This is a genomic window from Amorphoplanes digitatis, from assembly GCF_014205335.1.
GTDB classification, from domain to species: Bacteria; Actinomycetota; Actinomycetes; order Mycobacteriales; family Micromonosporaceae; genus Actinoplanes; species Actinoplanes digitatus.
In genome coordinates this window covers 21,145-41,621 of record NZ_JACHNH010000001.1, presented here as the reverse complement: position 1 = coordinate 41,621, position 20,477 = coordinate 21,145, and the positions used below count along the sequence as shown (strand labels likewise).

The following is a 20,477-nucleotide window of genomic DNA, read 5'->3' as shown; positions in this document are numbered from 1 at the left end:
CAATGGTCCGGCGGGGGTGCGCACTGGTGCTGACAGTGCTGGTGGCGCTGGTGGCGAGCGTGGCGTGGGCGGTGGCCGCGCCTTCGCCCGCGACGGCCGGACCCCGCCAGGCCCCCGGCGGCGCATGCAGCACGGACGAGTGGAAACAGGACTTCAAGGCCTGCGTCAACCGGCTGACCGACGTAGCCAGCGACCGCGCGGAGTGCCTCAAGCCCCCCACGCCGAGCGCGCCGGACTCGGGCCTGGCCGGCTGGTTCGCCGAGCGCCCGGAGTCCTCCACCCTGCCCGGCCCGCAGGGCATCTACAGCCAGTACGGATACGCCGGCTACAGCTACACCACCTACGACCTCGAGGGCGGCTGCGCGTCCACGCTGATCGACCCGGAGTTCAAGTTCGAGACGACGGTCGCCAACGGCGAGTTCATGGTCGCGACGGCGGTCATCGGCGCCTCGAACGCCCTGCGCGAGCGGGCCTGGGACCCCCAGGAGCTCTGGGGCTGGGCCGACCCGCTGGTGGATCAGGCCACCAAGGCCGTCTACGAGAAGGTCTTCAGCGTTTTCGGGATCGTCACCCTCGCCGTGGTCGGTCTCTACCTGATCTGGCGGTCGCAGCAGGCCGACATGGGCGCGGCGACGACGACGGCGGGCTGGGCGATCCTGGTCATGGTCGCGGTGACGGCCATCGCGGCGTGGCCGGTCAAGTCCGCAAACATCGCCGACCAGAGCCTCGTCACCTCGCTGGGCGTGGTGCACGACGCGGTCGGCCCGCGTCCCCAGGACGGCGATACCACCATCGGCTGCAAGCTTGGCAAGGCCGATGCCTGCAAGGACAACCGTCCACCGGCCGTCCGCGCCAGCGACACCGCGACCGACACGATGCTCTACCGCAACTGGCTTCGCGGGCTTCTCGGATCGGCCGACAGCGTCACCGCGCAGAAGTACGGGCGCGCCCTGTATGACGCGCGCTCCTTCACCTGGGACGAAGCGCAGAAGATGCGCGACAACCCGGACACCCGGACACCCACCATCGCCGCCAAGAACAAGCAGTGGGAGAAGGTCGCCGAGCAGATCCAGCGGGAGGACCCGGAGGCCTACGAATATCTCCGCGGCGTCAACGGGATGGACCGGATCGGCGCGGGCTTCATCGCGGTGCTGGCCTCGGTCATGTTCGCCATGTTCGACCTCACGGCGTCGCTGCTGGTGCTGCTCGGCTTCCTGATCTTCCGGTGGGCCGTCATCGCGGCACCGATCCTCGGCACCATCGGCCTGCTGCGGCCGGCGAGCTCCGGGATCCGGCGGCTCGCCAACGCCGTCGTGGCGGCGCTGTTCAACATCGCCATCTTCGGAACGGGCGCGGCCATCTACCTGTTCGCCGTCGACCTGATCATGAATACGGCCAGCCTGGCCGGGTGGCTCCAGGTCGTCCTGGTCTGGCTCTGCGGCATTGTCGGCTGGCTGCTGCTCCGGCCCTACCGCCGGATCACCCAGCTCGGCGGCAAGGACAGCACCTCGGCGATCACCTCGGCGGGTTCGTGGCACCGCAAGTTCTTCCGCGACGTGCGGGAGGCCGCCAAGCTCGACGTGGCCGACGCCGGCGGCACCAAGGAACCCGTGATCGGCAAGGGCCGCGGCGTCTACGTCGAGCAGACCAACCTGCGTCCCGAGGCCCGGTTGGAGGATCCGGCGCACGCCGCGATCGGCCGGGGCGACACCGCGCCGGCACCGGCCCGGGAGGGCACGGTTCCCGCGACCCGTCCGGACGGCAACGAGTCGCCGCACGACACCCCGGCGACGGACAACCGGCCGGTACCGGTCGCCGGCGGCAAGCAGCGGCGATCACCCTCATGGACGGAGCCGGACGTGGCCGAGCGGCCCGCCTCCTTCGCGATCTACCGGCCGGAGACCGGCAGCACCACCCGCGAGCCGGCGTCGCCGCGCGTGCGCTCCGAGGCGAAGTGATAAGTGATGTCCGGAGCTCTCGAACGCGGCCTCACCGGAATCTTCCGGTCACGCTGGGGTGTCGCCCTGGTGATCGCGGTGCTCGTGCTGGCGGTGGTCGGCATCGGCCGCCTCTTCAACGGTGCGAATCCCCAGCCGCCGCTCACCGACGCCGTTCCGACCGCACCGACCGTCAGCGTCGATCCGAGCCATGATGACGACGGGGTCATCGCCGACGACGACCCCCCACCGTCGCCCACCACCCGGCCCGGATCGGCGGAGCCGGAGGCCGTGGCCTACGCGTTCGCCGCGGCCTGGGTCGACCACAAGAAGGTGTCGGCCAAGACCTGGCACGACGGCCTCGTGCCGAACGCCACGAAGGATCTGTCGGAGGAGCTGGAGGGCGTCGATCCGGCCGACGTGCCCGCCGACCGGGTGGTCGGCAGGCCGGCCCTGGTGCCCATCGGTGACGGCCTGGTCAACGCCGTGATCACCGTCGACTCCGGCAAGCTCACCCTCCAGTTGGTGGCGCCGGACGGCAGATGGCTGGTGGACGGCGTCGACTGGGAACGGCCGTGAACGTGCCGCGGCCCCGCCGGGCGGCGCTGCTCGTCGCCCTTGTCGCGGCGCTCGCGCTGCTCTGCTGCGGCGGCAGCGTGAGCGCGCTCCTGCTCGGCAGCTTCTCCGACGGCGACGACCAGAACCTGTACTCCGCGGGGTGCGGCGCCGGCGGCCCGATCGACCCCGAGTCCAAGCTGCCGCGCGTCCGCCCCTACGGACCCGTGCAGATCAAGAACGCCGCGATCATCATCAACGTCGGCGCCGAGATGAAGCTTCCGCCGCGGGCGTGGGTGATCGCCGTCGCCACCGCCATGCAGGAGTCCCGGCTCACCAACCTGGGCGACCTGGGCGACCGCAACGACCACGACTCGCTCGGCCTGTTCCAGCAGCGCCCGAGCAGCGGCTGGGGCACGCCGGCCGAGGTCACCGACCCGAGGTACGCCGCGAAGAAGTTCTACGAGAAGCTCCAGGAGGTCGACGGCTGGGAGAGCCTGCCGCTGACCCGGGCCGCGCAGCGGGTGCAGATCAGCGCCTATCCCGACGCCTACGCCAAGCACGAGCCGATCGCCACGCGGATCGTGAACGCGCTGGCGGACGGCGCGGCCAACGCCGTCGGCGACTCCCTGGCGATGGTCTGCGCCTCGGCGGACCAGATCTCCGCCTCCGGCTGGACCAGCCCCCTCTCGGCCAAGGGCACGGGCAAGCAGAAGATGGTCGTGGGTTCGGGGTTCCGCACCTCCAGCAGGCCCAGTCACCAGGGCGTCGACCTGATCGTCGGCACCGGCACCCCGGTCCGGTCGGTGGCGAGCGGCGTCGTCTCCCGGATCAAGTGCGACGAGACGTTCCGGGGCGTGAAGGACTGTGACGTTCCCGGATACCCCGGCAAGGGCGGCTGCGGCTGGATGCTGGAGATCCGGCACGCCGGCAACATCATGACCCGCTACTGCCACCTCGTCGAACGGCCGAACCTGCGCCCAGGGCAGAAGGTCGCGGCCGGGCAGGTGGTCGCCACCAGCGGCACCAGCGGAAACTCCTCCGGGCCGCACCTGCACTTCGAGGTGCACCTCAACAACGACCGGTCCAGCAGGAGCGCGGTCGACCCCGTGCAGTTCATGGCGGAGCACAGCTCGCCGCTGGGCGGTGCGGGATGACCGGCGGTGCGATGCCAGATCCGTTCGCGGGGTCCGAGTGGACGCCGGAGCCGCCGCGGCCCGTCGTGCCGACCCCTGCCATCATGGGCGGGCGGCTGCGCGGCCGCCGGGTGCTCATCGGGTTGCCCGGCCACGGCTGGCGCGGCGACCTGCGCGCCGACGAGAAGGTCGTGCAGGGCAGCCGGACCTATGTGCCGGTGATGCCCGAGGCCGAGTGGTACCGCGCCGAGGCCGAGCAGACCGAGGTGTTCGCCCCGCTGGTACCGGTCGAGCGCGTCTGGGTCGAGGAGCTCGGCATGGCCGGGCTGCCCGGCGGGCCGGCGGACGTCCTGTCGCGGATGGTGTCGCTGGACGAGCCTCCGCGCCGCAATCCCGTCGCCGCCCTGGACGCCGACGCGCTGACCGGCCGCCGGGTCGTGCAGCTGCTCGAGGACGGCGGCGAGCGGCGTGATCTACGCGCCGTGACCGAACTGCACACCAGCCACGAGGGCGACATCTGCGCGCGGGTCACCACGGAGCTGGACTGGTATCGCTGGGGTTGGAGCGGTCAGGCACCCCGGACCCTGGAGGTGCCGGTGCACCTGCTCTGGATCGAATGATCGTCCTTCAGGGCAGCTGAGTCGCCCCGCAGACTCGCCATCCGTCCTCGTCGACCATCGCGAGTTGCCAGGTATCGGTCGTGCGTTCACTGCCGTCCGCGATCATCCGACGAACATCGGTGGTCACCATGGTCGAGCCGCCCTCGTTGGTGATCTTGAGACTCGTCCAGTCAACCCGGATAGCGATGGTGAACCGATCCTCCCGGCTCTCGATGTCCGTCCTGAAGGCGTTCAGCTCCGACAGTTCTGGGCCGGCCTTGCAGGTGAACAGCGACACTTCCTTATCGTCCCGATTCACCAGATATGCGCGCAGGAACTGATCCGCCACCGCATCCGGTTTGCTTCGTTCGATCTTGGTGGCCTCGTCGTAGAACGAGATGAAGACGCCTACCCCGCCCAGGCACAGCAGCGCCAGAATGCCCGCCCCCATCGCCAGGAAGAGCCGCAGCCTGCGATTTCGTGACTTTCCCTGCGGGCGCGCCGGCCCCGGCTGCGAGGGCGCGGGCTGCGGGGGCGAGTTAGGCGGCTGCACCCTTCCACACTAATGCGTTCCGCCCCGCCGTTTCCGCTGTGGACTTCCGGCCCCGGCCCGCCCCGGACGCTCTCTTTCGGGGGTATCCCACCGGCCGGCAGAGGCCCCGCACCCCTCCCCGACCCGCCCCCAACCCGTCCACCGCCCGTTCACGGCCCGTTCTCTCCCCTCAGGAGTGGCTGAGGCCCGCCGCACCCGTACTGGGAGGATTGAGCCACGACCGGTGCAAGGTACGGTTTGAGCGCACACACGGAGGTGAGGCGGTGGAGTCGACGGGGCGCATCGATCAGGCCGCTGCCCTGCACCGCCAAGCGGAGGCCGCCGCGCAGGCGGCCGCCGCCGCACTGGAGTCCGAGGCACCCGCCGCGGCGGACCCGCTCGAGCAGCACCACCTCGCCGAGGAGCTGCGGGCCGCCGCCAGCGAGCTGACGCCGGGCTGGCTCGGCGCGCCGCTGGACGCCCAGTCCGCGAATACGCCGCTCGGTGGCGAGTTCCCGCCGCAGTTCGTCCGGCTCGGTACCGCGCAGCCGCTCGACGACGCCCGTTTTCCCGCCGTCATACCGCTGCTCGGCTCCGGTCACCTGACCGTCGACGCCGACGCCCGCGACCCGCGGGTCGCGGGCCTGCTGCGCTGCCTGCTGCTGCGCCTGCTGGCCGCGGCGCCCGCCGGCTCGCTGCTCGTCCGCGCCGTCGACGGCACCGGCGGCGGGACGGTCTTCGCACCCTTCTCGGCGCTTGCCGACGCCGGCCTGTTGTCGCCGACGGCAACCGACCGGGTCGCGCTGCGCGAGATGCTGACCGAGGCCGAGAAGTGGCTGCGCCCGGTGCGGGGCGGCGCCGTCCGCCGCAGCCGGCGCGACCGGATGATGCTGCTTGTCATCGCCAGCCTGCCGGAGCTCACCGAGGGCGCCGACCTGGTCCGGATCGCCGCGCTGGCGCAGCAGGGCCCGGAGTCGGGCCTGCACCTGATCGTCGCCGGCTGGCCGCCGCCGCCGCTGACCGCCGAGACCACCCAGGCGCCGCTGCCGCGCACGACCCAGGTGTCGCTCCGCAACCCGTACGCGGTGATCGGCAACCCGCCCGGCGCGACGTTCGGGTCGATCCCGGAGGCGGTCTGGCTCAACGCACCGGTCTTCCTCGACGAGGATCCGCCGCCGCACCTGGTCGACACCGTCTGCCGGGAGCTGGCGGCCCACTCGGCCGCCGCGTCGCAGGTGACGCTCGCCGACCTGCTGCCGGAGCCGTCCGAGGAGATCTGGAGCGGGGACGCCGCGGACGGGCTCGGCACCACGATCGGTCACGACGGCGACACCCCGGTGGTGTTGCGCTTCAACGATCTGACTCCGCACTGGATGGTCGGCGGCCGGTCCGGCGCCGGCAAGACCGCCCTGCTCATCAACGTCCTGTACGGCCTCGGCACCCGTTACAGCCCCGACGAGCTGGGCCTCTACCTGCTCGACTTCAAGGAGGGCGTCTCCTTCGCCGAGTTCGTGCCGACCCGGCGGGACCGCACCTGGCTGCCGCACGCGCGGGCCGTCGGCGTCGAGTCCGACCGGGAGTACGGCCTGGCCGTGCTGCGCGAACTGGACGCGGAGATGACCCGCCGCTCGGTGGCGTACAAGCGGGCCGGGGTGACCCGGTTCGCGGATCTGCGTGCGGTCGCCGCGGAGGAGGGCCGGGGCCGGCCGATGCCGCGGATTCTGTGCGTCATCGACGAGTTCCAGGTGCTGCTGGCCGGCAACGACCCGATGGCCAACGAGGCGGTGCAGCTGCTGGAGTCGCTCGCCCGCAAGGGCCGCTCGTACGGCATCCACCTGATCCTGGCCAGCCAGACCGTCCTCGGCGTCGAGGCGCTGTACGCGAAGCGCGACTCGATCTTCGGCCAGTTCCCGGTCCGCCTCGCGCTGCCGGGCGGCGGCGACGTGCTCGAGCCGACGAACGACTCCGCGGCCGGCCTGCCGCTTGGCACGGCGGTCGTCAACACGGCCGGCGGCCTCGGCGGCCCGCGGGGCGCGACCCGCGGTCACGAACGCATCGTGCGCTTCCCCGACCCGCACGCCGACCGCGAGGTCCTCAGCGACCTGCGGCACCGGCTGTGGGGTGCCCGCGACCCGGAGTCGCCCGCCCCGCGCATCTTCGCCGGCTACGCGCACCAGCATCTCGCCGACGACCCGACCTACCGGGCGGCGCTCGCGGGCCGGGCCGGGCGCCCGGCGGCGCTTGTCGGCCGGGTCATCGACGTCAACCTGTCCACCGCGACGTTCCCGCTGGACGCCTCGCCGGGGCGGCATCTGGCGATCTTCGGCTCGCGTGCGGACGGCGCCCAGGTGCTGGACGCGGCGGCCCGCAGCGTCGCCGCGTTCCACTCACCCCGTACCGCCAGGTTTGTGATCTCGTCGCTCGTCGCCGAGGGTGACGAGCTCGCCAAGGATCTCGCGGTCGAGATCGGCCACCGCCAGGAGGTCGTCGTGGTTCCCGCGGCCGGCCTGGCCGCGGAGCTGAACCTGGACCGGCCCGGCTATCTGGTGGTGTTCGGCATGGACGCGGTCAGCCCGGGCAGCCTGCCGGGGCTGCGGCAGCTGCTGCGGGACGGGCCGGGCCGGGGCGTGCATCTGCTGTCTTGGTGGCGCGGGCTGCGCCGGTTCAACGAGGAGACCGGCGGCAGCGCCGGACGCGAGGACGTCGCCGGCCTGGTCTTCCTGAATTGTGCGGGGCAGGACGTGTCGCTGATGCTCGGCAAGCCGCTGGACTGGCAGCCGAGGGAGAACCGCGCGCTGCTGCACGACCGGCACGCCGACCGCACGGTGACGATCGTGCCGTTCGTGCAGCCGGAGAGCGACTCGGGAGGGCCCGCATGACGGAGTCGCAGGGCGCCTGGGCCGACTACGTTGCGGCGGCGCAGCGCCTCGACGCCGTGCGGCGGGCCGCGAGCACCGCGGCGGGCGCGCAGGCGGCGACCGTCTCGGCCGCACGGCAGGAGCTGGCCCTGGTACGCGCCCGCCTGGCGCCGCAGCGCGCCCGCCTGGTGCAGGATCTCGGCGTGCCGGAGCAGGCGCTGTTGCCGCACCCGGCCGAGCGGGCGCTGGCGGCGCAGGGCGTCGCCGCGGGCCCGGAGGCGATCCTGGCGACGCTGCGGCAGGCGCGCGGCACTGCCGACGCCGCCGACGCCGCGATGGTGCCGTCGAACGCGACGCCGTGGCGGCCGTGGGCCCGCAACCTGCTGGTGTACGGCCCGTTCGCGGCGGCCGTGCTGATCGTGCAGATAGTGCTCTACCTGATCGCCCCGTCCGGCTCGGTGCCCACGTACGCGCTGCTGTGCGGGCTCAGCATGCCGGTGCTCGCGTTCGGGCTGGGCTGGCTGACGATCGGTTTCGTGTACGGCGGCGGTTCGGCCAAGGTGGACCGGACGCCGATCGTCGGCGCGATCGCCTGCCTGACCCCCGTGCTGCTGACCTGCATGGGAGTCGGCCTGCTCGCGTTCATCAGGTGAGGGAGCCGCATTGACCAGCGTCGAAGAGATCAAGGCCAACGTCGCCGCGTCGGTCGACGGCACCCAGCGCGCGGTGTCGGGCATCCAGCAGGTCGCCGACCAGCTTGATGAGGCGCTGACCCGGCTGCGGCTGACCGCGGTCGGCTCGTTCCACCCGTCGATCGCGGCGGCCGTCGCGCAGTTGGAGCAGGCGCGGACCCGCCTGGACGAGGCGCAGACGCTGGCCCGGTCGGCGATGGACAGCGCGGACGCCTACCGCATGATCGTGTGATTCGGTGAGCCTTTTTCAACCTGGCGCCGGGCCGTAGGTTTGCGCGCCGTTGGCCTCCGCCGGGAGCTGCCGCCCTGGCCAGGTTGAAAAAGGCTAATCCGGCAGGGCCGCGGTGAGGTCGATCTCGATCAGCTGGCCGGTGTAGCCGAGCGAGGCCACGCCGAGCAGCGTGCTGGCCGTGGTGAAGGCGGGCGCGAGGGCGGAGGCCATGAGCCGCTGCCACACCGCCGCGAGGACGCCGCTGTCCGGGCTGACGACGTAGACGATCGAGCGGGCGACGTCGGACGGCTGTGCGCCGGCGGCGGCGAGGACGGCGAGGCAGTTCGCGATGACCTGGTCGGTCTGCGCGGAGAAGTCACCGGGGCCGACGACCTGGCCGGAGAGGTCGAGCGGGCACTGTCCGGCGAGGTGGGCTAGGCGGCCGGCCGAGGTGATGGTGACGTGGCTGTAGCCGGCCGGTTCGTGCACGGTGGACGGGTTGAATCTCTCGATCATCGCGCCAGTATGGCGAAGCCGGCGCGGTTCAGCGTGCGTTTATCAAGGCCATCGCCTCGGCGCGGACCTTGCCGTCGGTCTGGAACGCGCCGCGCACCGCGGAGGTGACCGTGCGGGCGCCGGTCTTGCGGATGCCACGCATCTCCATGCACATGTGCTCGCACTCGAGGACCACGATGACGCCGCGCGGGCCGAGCTTCTCCATCAGCAGGTCGGCGATCTGCGAGGTGAGCCGCTCCTGCACCTGTGGCCGCCGGGCGAAGACCTCGACGAGCCGGGCCAGCTTCGACAGGCCGGTGATCCGGCCGTCGGCGCCCGGGATGTAGCCGACGTGTGCCACGCCCTTGAACGGCAGCAGGTGGTGCTCGCAGAGGCTCATCATCTCGATGTCGCGGACGAGCACGAGCTCCTCGTGGTTCGCCTCGAACGACGTGGTGAGCACCTTCGCCGGGTCGACCCGCAGGCCGGCGAAGAGTTCCGCGTAGGCCCGGGCCACCCGGGCCGGGGTGCGTGCCAGACCGTCGCGGTCCGGGTCCTCACCGATGGCGATGAGGATCTCCCGAACCGCTTTCTCGATCCGCGCGAGGTCGACGGCGTGCTCGACCGGGGTACCGGTGAGCTTGCCGTCGACCAGACGCGCGGCGAGGTAGTCGGGCTCGTCGTCGGAGTCGCTGGGCTCCGTCGAGCTTGCGTCGGCGATCAGATGCTGCCTTCCACCGAGCCGTTCGGCGTCGAACCCGCGCTCGGGTTACCGCCGCCGACAGCGACCTGACCATCGGCCTCGGCCTGCGCCTTGAGCTGGTCGCGCTCGGCCGGAGTGAGGACCGGGGGCGCCTCCGACGGGAGCCGCTTGCCGAATCCGTTGAACGGGGACATGGGCGGCCGCTTCGCCACGCGGGCGCAGATGCGGTTCATGTCCTCCTGAGTGATGGTCTCCTTCTCCATCAGCTCCAGGACCATGCTGTCGAGGACGTCGCGGTACTCGACCAGGATCTCCCACGCCTCGTCGTGCGCCAGTTCGATGAGCGCACGGACCTCGCTGTCGATCTCGGCGGCGACGGCGTCGGAGTAGTCCTTCTCGTGGCCCATGTTGCGGCCCATGAACGGCTCGTCGCCGCTGGTGCCGTACTTGACCGCGCCGAGCTTCGAGCTCATGCCGTACTGGGTGACCATGGCGCGGGCCAGGCCGGAGGCCTTCTCGATGTCGTTGCCGGCGCCGGTGGTCGGCTCGTGGAAGACGAGCTCCTCCGCCGCGCGGCCGCCGAGCGCGTACGCCAGCGTGTCGATCATCTCGGCCCGGGTCTGCGTGTACTTGTCCTCGGTCGGCAGAACCAGGGTGTGCCCGAGCGAGCGGCCGCGAGGAAGGATCGTCACCTTGTGCACGGGCGCGGAGTGCGGCAGCGCGTACGCCACCAGCGCGTGGCCGCCCTCGTGGTACGCGGTGATCTTCTTCTCGTTGTCGCTCATCGCGCGCGAGCGCCGCTCCGGGCCGGCGATGACCCGGTCGATCGCTTCCTCGAGGAAGAAGTTCGAGATGGCCCGCTTCTCGTTACGGGCCGTCAGCAGCGCGGCCTCGTTGATCACGTTTGCCAGGTCGGCACCCGAGAAGCCGGGTGTGCGCCGGGCCACCGAGTCGAGGTCGACGTCGGGCGTGAACGGCTTGCCCTTGGCGTGCACCCGCAGGATGGCCTTGCGGCCCTCCATGTCCGGGTTGTCGACCGGGATCTGGCGGTCGAAGCGGCCCGGGCGCAGCAGCGCCGGGTCGAGGATGTCGGGCCGGTTGGTGGCGGCGATGAGGATGACGCCGCCCTTGGTGTCGAAGCCGTCCATCTCGACGAGCAGCTGGTTGAGCGTCTGCTCGCGCTCGTCGTGGCCGCCGCCCATGCCGGCGCCGCGGTGCCGGCCGACCGCGTCGATCTCGTCGACGAAGACGATGGCCGGCGCGTTCGCCTTGGCCTGCTCGAAGAGGTCGCGGACGCGGCTTGCGCCGACGCCGACGAACATCTCGACGAAGTCGGAACCGGAGATCGAATAGAACGGCACGCCGGCCTCACCCGCGACGGCGCGCGCCAGCAGGGTCTTGCCCGTGCCGGGCTGGCCGAAGAGCAGCACGCCCTTGGGGATCTTGGCACCGAGCGCCTGGTATTTCGCCGGGTTCTGCAGGAAGTCCTTGATCTCCTGTAGCTCCTCGACGGCCTCGTCGGCACCCGCCACGTCGGCGAACGTCGTCTTGGGCATGTCCTTGGTCAGCATCTTGGCCTTGGACTTGCCGAAGTTGAGCACCCGGGAGCCGCCGCCCTGCATCTGCGACATGAACAGCAGCAGCAGGATGACGAGGATCGCGACCGGCAGCAGGCTGAACAGCAGGTTCAGCAGGACGCCGTCGCCGGAGACCGTGGTGTCGACCGTGCCGGTTACCCGGCCCGCCTTCTTCGCCTCCTGGGCGTCGTTCCAGATCTCGTCCCCGACCTCGTAGGGATACTGGGTCTCGATCTTGTCCGTGGTCTTGCTGTCGAACCGCTCGGGCGTCGCCAGTTCGAGTTGGAGCGTCTGCTCCTTGTCCTTCTGGATGACGTTCTTGATGCCGGGCTGGTTGAGTCGCTCGAGGACCACCGAAGTGTCGACTCGCTGGTAGCTCGGACCATTGGTGAAGAATGTGCTCAGCGCAATCGCACCGATGATCACCAGAATGATCCAGACCACCGGGCGGCGGAAGAAACGCGTACGTTCCATACTGTTGTCGGGCGCCTGATGCGCCCGGACCCTCCTGATCGGCGTCCTGGTCACCTGGGTTGACGTGTCTCCGCAACCGGCTACCGTGTCAAGGCATCCGGGCCGCGGAGACGCTGCCGGATCGATGACCCAGGGCCACACCGGCTGAACACTCCGGCCCGACCGTGGGCGATCCGACCCTCCGACGCTCGTGACACTGCGCCATCGGTCACTCGACCGTACACCGTGGGTGCCTCTTGCGGCTCCGTCAGCCCAGCCCGTGCGACCCCCGTGGTCACGGCGGTTCCGCGCGAAGCGGCCGGATTAACACGAACAAATCCGGACAATACAGCGCAGCGATGGGTCCGGCATCCGATTCCTGAGAGTCGGCTGGGAGTACGTTCAGCTACGGGCGTAGACCTCGGGCTTGAGCACTCCCACGTACGGCACCTCGCGGTAGCGCTCCGCGAAGTCGAGTCCGTAACCGACCACGAACTCGCTCGGGATGTCGAAGCCCACGTACTTGGTCGGCACCGGCACCTTGATCGCCTCCGGCTTGCGGAACAGCGCCACCACCTCGACGCTCTCCGGCTGGCGCGACCGCAGGTACTTCATCAGCCAGGACAGGGTCAGGCCGGAGTCGACGATGTCCTCGACGATCACCACGTGCCGCCCGGTGATGTCGCGGTCCAGGTCCTTGAGGATGCGCACCACCCCGGAGGACGTGGTGCCCGAGCCGTAGGACGAGACCGCCATGAACTCCATCTCGGAGGAGGGGCCCTGCCGGCCCAGCGCACGCGCGAAGTCCGCCATGAACATGACCGCGCCCTTGAGCACGCAGACCAGGAGAATGCCGCCCTCGGCGTCCGCGTAGTCCGCGGCGACCTGTTTAGCGAGCTCTTCGGTCTTCTCGCGGATCTGATCCTCAGAGATGATCACGCGGTCGATGTCGGCGTCGTACCAAGAGCCCTCTGCCATTCGCCTAGCGTGCCGTATGAAGGTGGCCTCGCGTGGGCGGGGGCGGCGGTAAGGCCCCGGCCAATGGCTGGTTATGGGGCGATTCGGCCCGTGTGTCCGAACCGGTGCCACATACCGTGAGTACTGTCACACGTCGACCCGGACGAGGTCACCCGCCCGGCGGCCCACGACGATCCCGCCGGGCAGCGCGGTCGGCCCCTGCCCGTGCCAGCCGGTGACCAGGGCGTCGAGGGCCACGACGTGCCGGTGCGAGAGGGCAGCGCCGGGCGCGCCCAGCTCACCGGCCCAGGCGTGCAGGACGCGGGTCCGGATGGCCGGCGGCAGCTCCGACAGGGCCGCGACGGACAGTCCGGCCGGCGAGCGGCAGGCGGACAGCGCCGCCCGGGCCACCCCGTCGAGGTAGGCGACGTCCGCGGCGACCAGGCCCGCGGTCCGGGCGAGGTTCGCGACCACGCCGGGCCCCAGGGTGGCGATCAGCGCCGGCAGGGCGTCCGCCCGCACCCGGGACCGGGTGTACGCGGGGTCGGTGTTGTGCGGGTCCTCCCACGCCACCAGGCCGAGCGCGGCGCAGGCCTTGCGGGTGTCGGCCCGGGAGACGTCGAGCAGCGGCCGGACGAGGATCCCCCGCCGGTACCGCATGCCGGACAGCCCGCGCGGTCCGGCGCCGCGGGCGAGCGCGAGCAGCACGGTCTCGGCCTGGTCGTCGCGGGTGTGCCCGAGCAGCACGGCCGACGCGCCGGTTCGCCGCGCGACGGCGGAGAGCACCTCGTAGCGCGCGTCCCGCGCCGCCGCCTCCGGCCCGCCGGGGCGCCCGGTCACCTCGACGACGGCGACCTCGACGGGATCCAGCCCGGCGGACCGGCCCCAGCGCGCCACGTCGGCGGCGCGGGCTGCGGAACCGTCCTGTAGCCCGTGATCGACCGTCACCAGCCCGGCGCGTACGCCCAGGCGGGGTGCGACGAACGCGGTCGCCGCCGCGAGCGCCATCGAGTCGGCCCCGCCCGAGCAGGCGACCAGGACGAGCCCCGGCGCCGCGACCGGCCGCAGTGCGCGCCGGACGGCGGTGCGGACGGTCGCTACCGGAGGCGGGATCCTGGCCATCCGGTCACGCTATGACGGCAGGCCGACCGGGCCGTGGACCCGGGCCACCCAGGCGTCCGGGTCGCTCAGTTCGTCGAGCCGGGGCAGGGTCAGCGGCGAGCTGAAGATCTTGTTGAAGCCCGCCATGCCGACCCGTTCCACGACGCCATGCACGAACTTGTGGCCCTCCGCGTACTGCCGCATCTTGACCTCGATGCCGAGCAGCCGGCGGATCGCCTTCTCCAGCGGGTTGCCGCCCGCGCGGCGCTGGTTGAACTTCGAGCGGATCGACTCGACCGACGGGATGACCTCGGGGCCGACGCCGTCCATGACGAACTCGGCGTGCCCCTCCAGCAGCGTCATCAGCGCGGTCAGCCGGTCGAGGACCGCCTTCTGCGCCGGGGTCTGCACGATGTCGAGGACCGATGACCGGCTGTCCGGGTCGCGCAGCGCGTCGGAGAGCGTGGCAACGCCGCGGCGCAGCCGCTCGATGATGTGCTCGCCGCTCTGCGACGCGTCGACGAACGCCTGCACCTCGCCGAGGAAGTAGCCGCGCATCCACGGCACGGCCGTGAACTGGGTGCGGTGGGTGACCTCGTGCAGGCAGACCCAGAGCCGGAAGTCGCGGGGGTCGGCGCCGAGCTTGCGCTCGACCTCGACGATGTTGGGCGCGTTCAGCAGCAGCTGGCCCGGTTCGGAGGAGAACACCTCGTACTGCCCGAGCACCCGGCCGGAGAGGTAGGCCAGCACGGTGCCCGCCTGCACGCCGGTGACCCGGGAGCCGATCGCGTCGGCGACCCCGCCCGGCTGCTTGCCGCCGGAGAGGCGGGTGACCAGGGGAATGATCACCTCGCGGAGGCCGGAGATGTTGACCGCGGCCCAGTCCTTGCGGTCGACGACCCGCACCGGCGGGGCCTCGATCTGGGGCGTGAGCCCGGTGTAAGCCGCGACGTGGCCCGCGGCCTCGTCGGTCAGATCGCGCAGTTGGGCGACCACCTGCATGGCTTCCTCGTAGGACACCGCGGGTCCGGATTTCGACAGCGCGCCCGCGGTGGCGGCGGCCAGATCCCAGTCAACGAACTGCGCCATGCAGACCACCGTACTCGGGCGTTTCCACCGCGCCGCCCTGAGAAAGCCCCCGGGCGGCCCGGAGAAAACCCCTAGTTACACCCGCAGGTGACAAGCTTCGCCGCAATCTTGTCGAGCGCCTGACGTGCGGCGACGGACTCGCCGGTGGCGTCCGCCAAGATCGCGAAGACCAGCAGCCGGCCGTCCTTGGTGACCAGTTCGCCGGAGATGGCATTGACACCGGTGAGCGAGCCGGTCTTGGCCCGGACCAGGCCCTGCCCGACCTGGTTCGCGGACGGCACGACGAAACGGTGCTGCAGCGTGCCGGACCAGCCGGCCACCGGCAGGCCGCCGAACATGGCACTCAGCTCGGGGTGCTCCCCGCCGGCGGCGAGGTTCAGCACGTCGGTGAGCAGCTTCGGGCTGATCTTGTTCTGCCGCGACAGGCCGCTGCCGTCGGAGAGCTTCACCTCGCCCGTGGACAGTTCCAGCTCGCCGAGCTTGGCGATCATCGCGGTGGCGGCGCCCTCGAACGACGCCTCCGCGCCCGCGGCCAGCGCGACCTGCCGCGCCATCGCCTCGGCGATCACGTTGTCGCTCTGCTCAAGCATCCAGTCGACCACGCGCACCAGCGGCGGCGACTCGACCTTGCCCAGCTCGGCGCCGGCGACCAGGGTGGCGGCGGCCGAGGGCGCCGCGGAGGACGCCGCCGGTGCGCCGGCCGGGGGCGCCGTGCCCTTGCTCACCGCGCTCGCCGGCAGGCCGAGGTGCTTGGCGAAGGCCCGCCCGGCCGCGCCGGCGGGGTCGGCGAAGCGCGGATCGCCGCCGAACTCGTTGTGCACGGGCTTGATCCGCCCGGCGTTGGTCATCAGCGGCTGGATCCGCGCGACCTGGCCACCCCCGATGACGTCGCCGTCCCAGCCCTTGGCGGTCAGCGGGCCCTCGTACAGCGAGGTGTCGACGATGACCTTGGTGATCGGCCGGGCGCCCATCGCCTTCTCGACCTGCGCGGCGAGCTTGTCGAGCCGGGCCGCGCCCGGGAACTGCCCCTTGGCGTCCACCGACAGCGTCGGGTCGCCGCCGCCGACGAGCACGACCTCGCCGGGCTCCGCGCCGGCCACCACGCGGGTGGTCAGCCGGTGGGCCGCGCCCCGCGCGGCCAGCACGGTCGCCGCGGTCAGCAGCTTGGTGGTGGAGGCGGGGACGGTGCCGGTCTCGGCATTCTGCGCAAAAAGCGACTCACCGGTCACGGTGTCGACCACCGAGACGTTGACCCGCGGTCCGAGCACCGCGGCATCGACAAGCGGCCCGATCGCAGCCTTGACGCCTTCGGCGGTCGGCGCGGCACCGGAGGTGCCGACGGCAGCCAGCACGGGCGTCGGCGTCGGCTCAGGCGTCGGCGCGACCGTGGGCGCGGTGGTCGGGTCGGCAGCCAGCCAGCCATCCACCGGGCCAGGCCGGACCACGAAGGCGGCCGCCACGACAGCCAGAAGCAAGACCACGGAGAGAAGCGAAACCATTACGGTACGCCGCTGCCCAGCACCCGGCTTCGCCGCTACCGGCGTTTGATCTGAGCGATCCCCAAGGCCGTGGGATTCGCCGCCGGGCTGATCCGATGATCCGGCCACAGGCACCTGGGCCTGCGCCAACCCCTGTGGCGACTGAGTCCCCTGCGCCTGCGGCGCGGAGATGTTGAGCGGGACCGAGGCCCGACCGTAGGTGTTCCCGGCAGCGCGCGGCGCCGCCGACCCCGGCCCGGCAAGCGCCCCGGGCGGCAACGCGGCGTGCGGCGCACCAGCGTGCCCAGAAGGCAACGCGGCAGGCGACGCGGCACGGAACCCGGAAGACGACGCGGCAGGCGGCGCGGCAGGCGGCGCGGCAGGGAACCCGGAAGGCGACGAAGCCGGCGGCGCGGCGGGAAGCCCGGGAGGCCCATCCTCCGGCCTGGCAGGCGGAGCGGCAGAGAACCCGGGCGGAGGCCCACCCGCCGGCCTGACGGGCGACCCAGGCGGCAGAACAGGCGCCACAGCCGCCGACCCAACGGGCGGCACAGCTTGAGGCCCGGCGGCCGAGGCAGCCTGAGACCCGACGTGCGGGGCGGCTTGAGGCCCGACAGGCGGGGCAGTCTGAGGCCCAGCGGGCGGGGCAGCAGGCGGCCGGGCTACGGACCTTGCAGGCGGCCCGACCCACGGCCCGACCAACGGCCGAGCGGGCGGTCCGGCAGGCGTCCCACCAGGCGATCCAGACTCCTGCCCAGCAGGCGACCCGGGATGTCCGGCAGACGTTCCGGGCTGCTGCCCAGCAGACGTCCAGGGCTGCTGCCCGGCAGGCGACCCAGGCTGCTGCCCGGCAGACGTTCCGGGCTGCTGCCCAGCAGGCGTCCAAGGCTGCTGCCCAGCAGGCGTCCAGGGCTGCTGCCCGGCAGGCGACCCAGGCTGCTGCCCGGCAGACGTTCCGGGCTGCTGCCCAGCAGGCGTCCAAGGCTGCTGCCCAGCAGGCGTCCAAGGCTGCTGCCCGGCAGGCGACCCAGGCTGCTGCCCGGCAGACGTTCCGGGCTGCTGCCCAGCAGGCGTCCAAGGCTGCTGCCCAGCAGGCGACCCAGGCTGCTGCCCGGCAGACGTTCCGGGATGCTGCCCGGCAGACGTTCCGGGCTGCTGCCCAGCAGGCGACCCAGGCTGCTGCCCGGCAGACGTTCCGGGATGCTGCCCGGCAGACGTTCCGGGCTGCTGCCCAGCAGGCGACCCAGGCTGCTGTCCGGCAGACGTTCCGGGCTGCTGCCCGGCAGGCGTCCAAGGCTGCTGCCCGGCAGGCGACCCAGGCTGCTGTCCGGCAGACGTTCCGGGCTGCTGCCCGGCAGGCGTCCAAGGCTGCTGCCCGGCAGGCGACCCAGGCTGCTGTCCGGCAGACGTTCCGGGATGCTGCCCGGCAGGCGAACCGGGCTGCTGTCCAGCAGGCGGCCGAGCGGGCGACACGGCCGACGACCTGAGCGGCGACACGGGCGGGGCCCCAGCGGGCGGCCTGAGCGGCGACACGGGCGGCAGATTGGCCGGCGTCCCAGGAGGTGGGACAGGAGGCGGCCCGGCGAGCCCTCTGAGCGGCGACACGGGGGGCGGACCGGCAGGCGTCCCAGACGGCGGGACGGCGGGCGGCCTGAGTGGCGACATGGGCGGCGGGCCGGCGGGCGACACGCCAGGCGGCCTGGTGGGCGACCCGGGCGGCGGGCCGACCGGCACCTCGGCCTGCGACTCAGCCTGCGGCGTGGCCGGCGGCACACTAGCCCGCCCTACCGGCGATCGACCCTTCTCCGGCTCGGACACGCCGTCGTACTCGGGAGTGTTCTGTGAATCTTGCCTCCCCACGAGCCCCTCCTCCGTACGTGGCGTCAGACTTAGGGGAGACTACAAACATCCGGCACACCGGCGCGCGCGGATCCTGTGGGGGCTCTGTCACGCCCTCGCTCCGTCGCCGCGTCCCACCGGGTCCGACTGCGGGGCTGAACAAGGGAGCGAACCATGGATTTCGACGTTTTGGTTGAGATCCCCAAGGGTCAGCGGAACAAGTATGAGGTCGACCACAAGACCGGCCGGATCCGGCTGGACCGGACGCTCTTCACTGCGACGCAGTACCCGGCCGACTACGGGTACATCGAAGGCACCCTGGGGCAGGACGGCGACCCCCTGGACGCCCTGGTCCTGATCCAGGAGCCGACGTTCCCGGGCTGCCTCGTGCGCTCGCGGGCGATCGGCATGTACCGGATGACCGACGAGAAGGGCCGCGACGACAAGGTCCTCTGCGTGCCTTACGAGGACCCGCGCCAGGAGCACCTGCGCGACATCCACCACCTCGGCGAGTTCGACCGGATGGAGATCCAGCACTTCTTCACGGTCTACAAGGACCTCGAGCCCGGCAAGTCGGTCGAGGGCGCGACCTGGACCGGCCGGGTCGAGGCCGAGGAGGAGATCCGCGCGTCGTTCAAGCGCGCGCAGGCCGCCGAGCAGCACGAAGAGGGCCACTGACGTTCACGGCGACGCGGCGGTAGGGCGGGAGCCCGGCCGCCGCGTCTGTCGTTCGCTCAGGGTCTGTCGTTCGCTCAGATGCTGATGTTGCTGGCCATGCCGTAGAGGCCGACGACGGCGCAGGCCACCGGGATGACCGCCACGACGGCGAGGGTGTCCAGCACGTCGGCGAAGCGGCCGAGGTACGGCGACGGTGCCCGGCGGGTCCAGGTCGCGCCGGCGGCAACGGTCGCCAGCGCCATCAGCAGCGTGGTCACGACCAGGCCGAGCAGCATCGCCTCGCCGGCGCCCCAGAGCAGGTCCAGGCCGAGCACGAAGAGCCCGAACAGCCCGGCCGAGATCAGCGGCAGCCGCTGGCGCAGCGTCACGAAGAGCCGCGAGCGCAGCAGCAGCGCCGCCACGGCAAGGCCCATCAGGATCCGCGCGGAGAGCCCGCCGGACGAGGCGAGCACCACGAACGTGCCCGCGCAGAGCAGCGCGTGCCCGATCAGCAGGCCGGTGAGCAGCTCCTCGGTGCGGCTGACCGCGGCGAAGACCCGGGCCCGGTCGGGGCGCTCCCGCGCGGCGTCCAGGGCGGCGTTGCCCGCCACGGCGCCGGTGAAGCCCTGCTCGGCCTCGCTGCCGGTGGGCAGGGTCACCGGCGGCGTCGGCATCTTGCCGAACCGGATGGCCAGCAGCGGCAGCGCGCCGATGCCGCAGACCAGCGCCGACAGCAGCACGGCCGCGGCGCCGGCCGCCGAGGTGACCAGGCCGGTCAGCGCGGCGAGTGCGCCGAACAGGCCGACCATGATGCCGGCGGCGAAGACCCGGAACGAGGCGGCGACGCCGACCCCGCAGAGCGCGGCGACCAGCAGCAGCGCCATGGACCCGGCGAGCAGTTCGGGGCCGCCGATCCAGGGCAGCAGGGCGAGGACGCCGACCGGGTCGCCGTCGCCGGAGGAGACCAGCGCGGCGCCGCCCGCGAACGCGTACGGCAGGGCGCAGCCGCCGAGGACCGCACCGGCGCGCGCATCGCCGTACGCCCGGGAGGCCGTGATGCCGGCGAGCGCGAGCAGCAGGCCGACGCCGAGCCCGAAGAAGGCCGCGCCGCCCAGGGAAGGCCCGGTCACCAGCACCGCGATCAGGCCGAACGAGAGCAGCACCGCGCAGCCGGCCAGCGTGGCGGTCCGGGTGGCGGCCGGTGTCCAGATCGTGCCGCGGCGCCGGGCGCCCTCGGCGATCGCCTCGACGACGTCGTCGTACTCCAGCTCGGGCCAGTTGTCGCGGGCCGGCACCAGGTGCAGCACCTCGCCGTCGCGGACGCCCTGCGGGAAGAGGCCCTGCGAGGTGGCGAGCGCGACGCCGTCGGTGCGGCGCAGCAGCCAGCCGCCGTGCTTCTCGCCGTCGTCGGCGAGACCCTCGCCCGCGTGCCGCAGCACCTCGGGCAGCAGCTCGGCGAGCGGCACGTGCTCGGGCAGCGCGACATCGACCCGGCGCTGCGGTGCACTGATCGTGACCCGTGCCAAACCAACGGTCATGCTGAACCCGCCCTTCGCATGCCCGCACGCCCCGGGCCGTGATCCAGCGCGGCTGGGTGGCGCCCGGTGC

Annotated in this window: 18 protein-coding genes; 9 read left to right on the top strand and 9 right to left on the bottom strand. The window is 72.2% G+C overall.

The features are described 5' to 3' along the window. The first annotated feature begins 2 nt into the window (after positions 1–2). From BJ971_RS00150 to BJ971_RS00135, 4 genes are read left to right on the top strand one after another with little or no spacing between them, the layout of a single operon-like run. Complete coding sequence (locus BJ971_RS00150) at positions 3–1,958, top strand: DMT family transporter (protein ID WP_184988136.1); 1,956 nt, start codon at positions 3–5, stop codon at positions 1,956–1,958. Positions 1,959–1,964: 6 nt separating this feature from the next. Continuing rightward, positions 1,965–2,516: a hypothetical protein gene (locus BJ971_RS00145; RefSeq protein ID WP_184988133.1), complete on the top strand. Its 552-nt coding sequence runs from the start codon at positions 1,965–1,967 to the stop codon at positions 2,514–2,516. Next, on the top strand, positions 2,480–3,649 hold the full coding sequence (locus BJ971_RS00140) for a M23 family metallopeptidase (protein WP_184988130.1): 1,170 nt from the start codon (positions 2,480–2,482) through the stop codon (positions 3,647–3,649). Before BJ971_RS00145 ends, BJ971_RS00140 begins: the two co-directional genes overlap by 37 nt. 11 nt (positions 3,650–3,660) lie before the next feature. Continuing rightward, on the top strand, positions 3,661–4,248 hold the full coding sequence (locus tag BJ971_RS00135) for a hypothetical protein (protein WP_377884558.1): 588 nt from the start codon (positions 3,661–3,663) through the stop codon (positions 4,246–4,248). A 7-nt stretch (positions 4,249–4,255) separates the two neighbouring features. Here the strand turns inward: BJ971_RS00135 and BJ971_RS00130 are convergent, their stop codons facing one another. Next, positions 4,256–4,780 (bottom strand): hypothetical protein, encoded by a 525-nt coding sequence (locus BJ971_RS00130; protein ID WP_239087511.1) that lies wholly within the window; start codon positions 4,778–4,780, stop codon positions 4,256–4,258. Between the two features lie 263 nt (positions 4,781–5,043). Between BJ971_RS00130 and BJ971_RS00125 the strand changes: the two genes are divergently transcribed. From BJ971_RS00125 to BJ971_RS00115, 3 genes are read left to right on the top strand one after another with little or no spacing between them, the layout of a single operon-like run. Next, the gene (locus BJ971_RS00125) at positions 5,044–7,638 is read left to right on the top strand and encodes an FtsK/SpoIIIE domain-containing protein (protein WP_184988124.1); all 2,595 of its coding nucleotides are present in this window, start codon (positions 5,044–5,046) and stop codon (positions 7,636–7,638) included. Further along, positions 7,635–8,270, top strand: coding sequence for a hypothetical protein (locus tag BJ971_RS00120; RefSeq protein WP_184988121.1), 636 nt, complete (start codon positions 7,635–7,637; stop codon positions 8,268–8,270). The genes BJ971_RS00125 and BJ971_RS00120 overlap by 4 nt, the downstream gene beginning before the upstream one ends. A gap of 10 nt (positions 8,271–8,280) precedes the next feature. Further along, positions 8,281–8,541, top strand: a complete 261-nt coding sequence (locus BJ971_RS00115) for a hypothetical protein (RefSeq protein WP_184988118.1) — start codon at positions 8,281–8,283, stop codon at positions 8,539–8,541. A gap of 93 nt (positions 8,542–8,634) precedes the next feature. Here BJ971_RS00115 and BJ971_RS00110 read toward each other — a convergent pair whose 3' ends face one another. The 7 genes from BJ971_RS00110 to dacB all read right to left on the bottom strand — a co-directional run bounded on the left by BJ971_RS00110 (position 8,635) and on the right by dacB (position 16,376). Beyond that, positions 8,635–9,036, bottom strand: coding sequence for a RidA family protein (locus BJ971_RS00110; protein ID WP_184988115.1), 402 nt, complete (start codon positions 9,034–9,036; stop codon positions 8,635–8,637). 28 nt (positions 9,037–9,064) lie between these two features. Further along, positions 9,065–9,736 (bottom strand): GTP cyclohydrolase I FolE, encoded by a 672-nt coding sequence (folE, locus tag BJ971_RS00105; RefSeq protein WP_184998533.1) that lies wholly within the window; start codon positions 9,734–9,736, stop codon positions 9,065–9,067. Continuing rightward, positions 9,736–11,769: an ATP-dependent zinc metalloprotease FtsH gene (ftsH, locus tag BJ971_RS00100; protein WP_184988112.1), complete on the bottom strand. Its 2,034-nt coding sequence runs from the start codon at positions 11,767–11,769 to the stop codon at positions 9,736–9,738. Before ftsH ends, folE begins: the two co-directional genes overlap by 1 nt. 381 nt (positions 11,770–12,150) lie before the next feature. After that, on the bottom strand, positions 12,151–12,726 hold the full coding sequence (gene hpt / locus BJ971_RS00095; protein WP_184988109.1) for a hypoxanthine phosphoribosyltransferase: 576 nt from the start codon (positions 12,724–12,726) through the stop codon (positions 12,151–12,153). Positions 12,727–12,852: 126 nt separating this feature from the next. Next, positions 12,853–13,827 (bottom strand): tRNA lysidine(34) synthetase TilS, encoded by a 975-nt coding sequence (gene tilS / locus BJ971_RS00090; RefSeq protein WP_184988106.1) that lies wholly within the window; start codon positions 13,825–13,827, stop codon positions 12,853–12,855. A gap of 9 nt (positions 13,828–13,836) precedes the next feature. Beyond that, positions 13,837–14,895, bottom strand: a complete 1,059-nt coding sequence (locus tag BJ971_RS00085) for a zinc-dependent metalloprotease (protein ID WP_184988103.1) — start codon at positions 14,893–14,895, stop codon at positions 13,837–13,839. A gap of 71 nt (positions 14,896–14,966) precedes the next feature. Continuing rightward, positions 14,967–16,376 (bottom strand): D-alanyl-D-alanine carboxypeptidase/D-alanyl-D-alanine endopeptidase, encoded by a 1,410-nt coding sequence (gene dacB, locus BJ971_RS40470; protein WP_239087510.1) that lies wholly within the window; start codon positions 16,374–16,376, stop codon positions 14,967–14,969. Positions 16,377–17,044: 668 nt separating this feature from the next. Here dacB and BJ971_RS41910 point away from each other — a divergent pair. After that, positions 17,045–17,860: a hypothetical protein gene (locus BJ971_RS41910; protein WP_221478690.1), complete on the top strand. Its 816-nt coding sequence runs from the start codon at positions 17,045–17,047 to the stop codon at positions 17,858–17,860. A 526-nt stretch (positions 17,861–18,386) separates the two neighbouring features. Beyond that, a complete protein-coding gene (locus BJ971_RS00075) occupies positions 18,387–18,890 on the top strand; it encodes an inorganic diphosphatase (RefSeq protein ID WP_184988100.1) in 504 nt (167 codons plus the stop codon). Between the two features lie 74 nt (positions 18,891–18,964). Here BJ971_RS00075 and eccD read toward each other — a convergent pair whose 3' ends face one another. After that, on the bottom strand, positions 18,965–20,407 hold the full coding sequence (eccD, locus tag BJ971_RS00070; protein WP_184988097.1) for a type VII secretion integral membrane protein EccD: 1,443 nt from the start codon (positions 20,405–20,407) through the stop codon (positions 18,965–18,967). Between the last annotated feature and the right edge of the window lie 70 nt (positions 20,408–20,477).

Coding starts and splice junctions, on each gene's coding strand:
- hpt (WP_184988109.1), bottom strand. CDS start 12,726: ATGGCAGAGGGCTCTTGGTACGACGCCGACATCGACCGCGTGATCATC.
- BJ971_RS00120 (WP_184988121.1), top strand. CDS start 7,635: ATGACGGAGTCGCAGGGCGCCTGGGCCGACTACGTTGCGGCGGCGCAG.
- BJ971_RS00150 (WP_184988136.1), top strand. CDS start 3: ATGGTCCGGCGGGGGTGCGCACTGGTGCTGACAGTGCTGGTGGCGCTG.
- BJ971_RS00135 (WP_377884558.1), top strand. CDS start 3,661: ATGCCAGATCCGTTCGCGGGGTCCGAGTGGACGCCGGAGCCGCCGCGG.
- eccD (WP_184988097.1), bottom strand. CDS start 20,407: ATGACCGTTGGTTTGGCACGGGTCACGATCAGTGCACCGCAGCGCCGG.
- tilS (WP_184988106.1), bottom strand. CDS start 13,827: ATGGCCAGGATCCCGCCTCCGGTAGCGACCGTCCGCACCGCCGTCCGG.
- ftsH (WP_184988112.1), bottom strand. CDS start 11,769: ATGGAACGTACGCGTTTCTTCCGCCGCCCGGTGGTCTGGATCATTCTG.
- BJ971_RS00110 (WP_184988115.1), bottom strand. CDS start 9,036: ATGATCGAGAGATTCAACCCGTCCACCGTGCACGAACCGGCCGGCTAC.
- BJ971_RS00085 (WP_184988103.1), bottom strand. CDS start 14,895: ATGGCGCAGTTCGTTGACTGGGATCTGGCCGCCGCCACCGCGGGCGCG.
- BJ971_RS00075 (WP_184988100.1), top strand. CDS start 18,387: ATGGATTTCGACGTTTTGGTTGAGATCCCCAAGGGTCAGCGGAACAAG.
- BJ971_RS00140 (WP_184988130.1), top strand. CDS start 2,480: ATGGCTGGTGGACGGCGTCGACTGGGAACGGCCGTGAACGTGCCGCGG.
- BJ971_RS00145 (WP_184988133.1), top strand. CDS start 1,965: ATGTCCGGAGCTCTCGAACGCGGCCTCACCGGAATCTTCCGGTCACGC.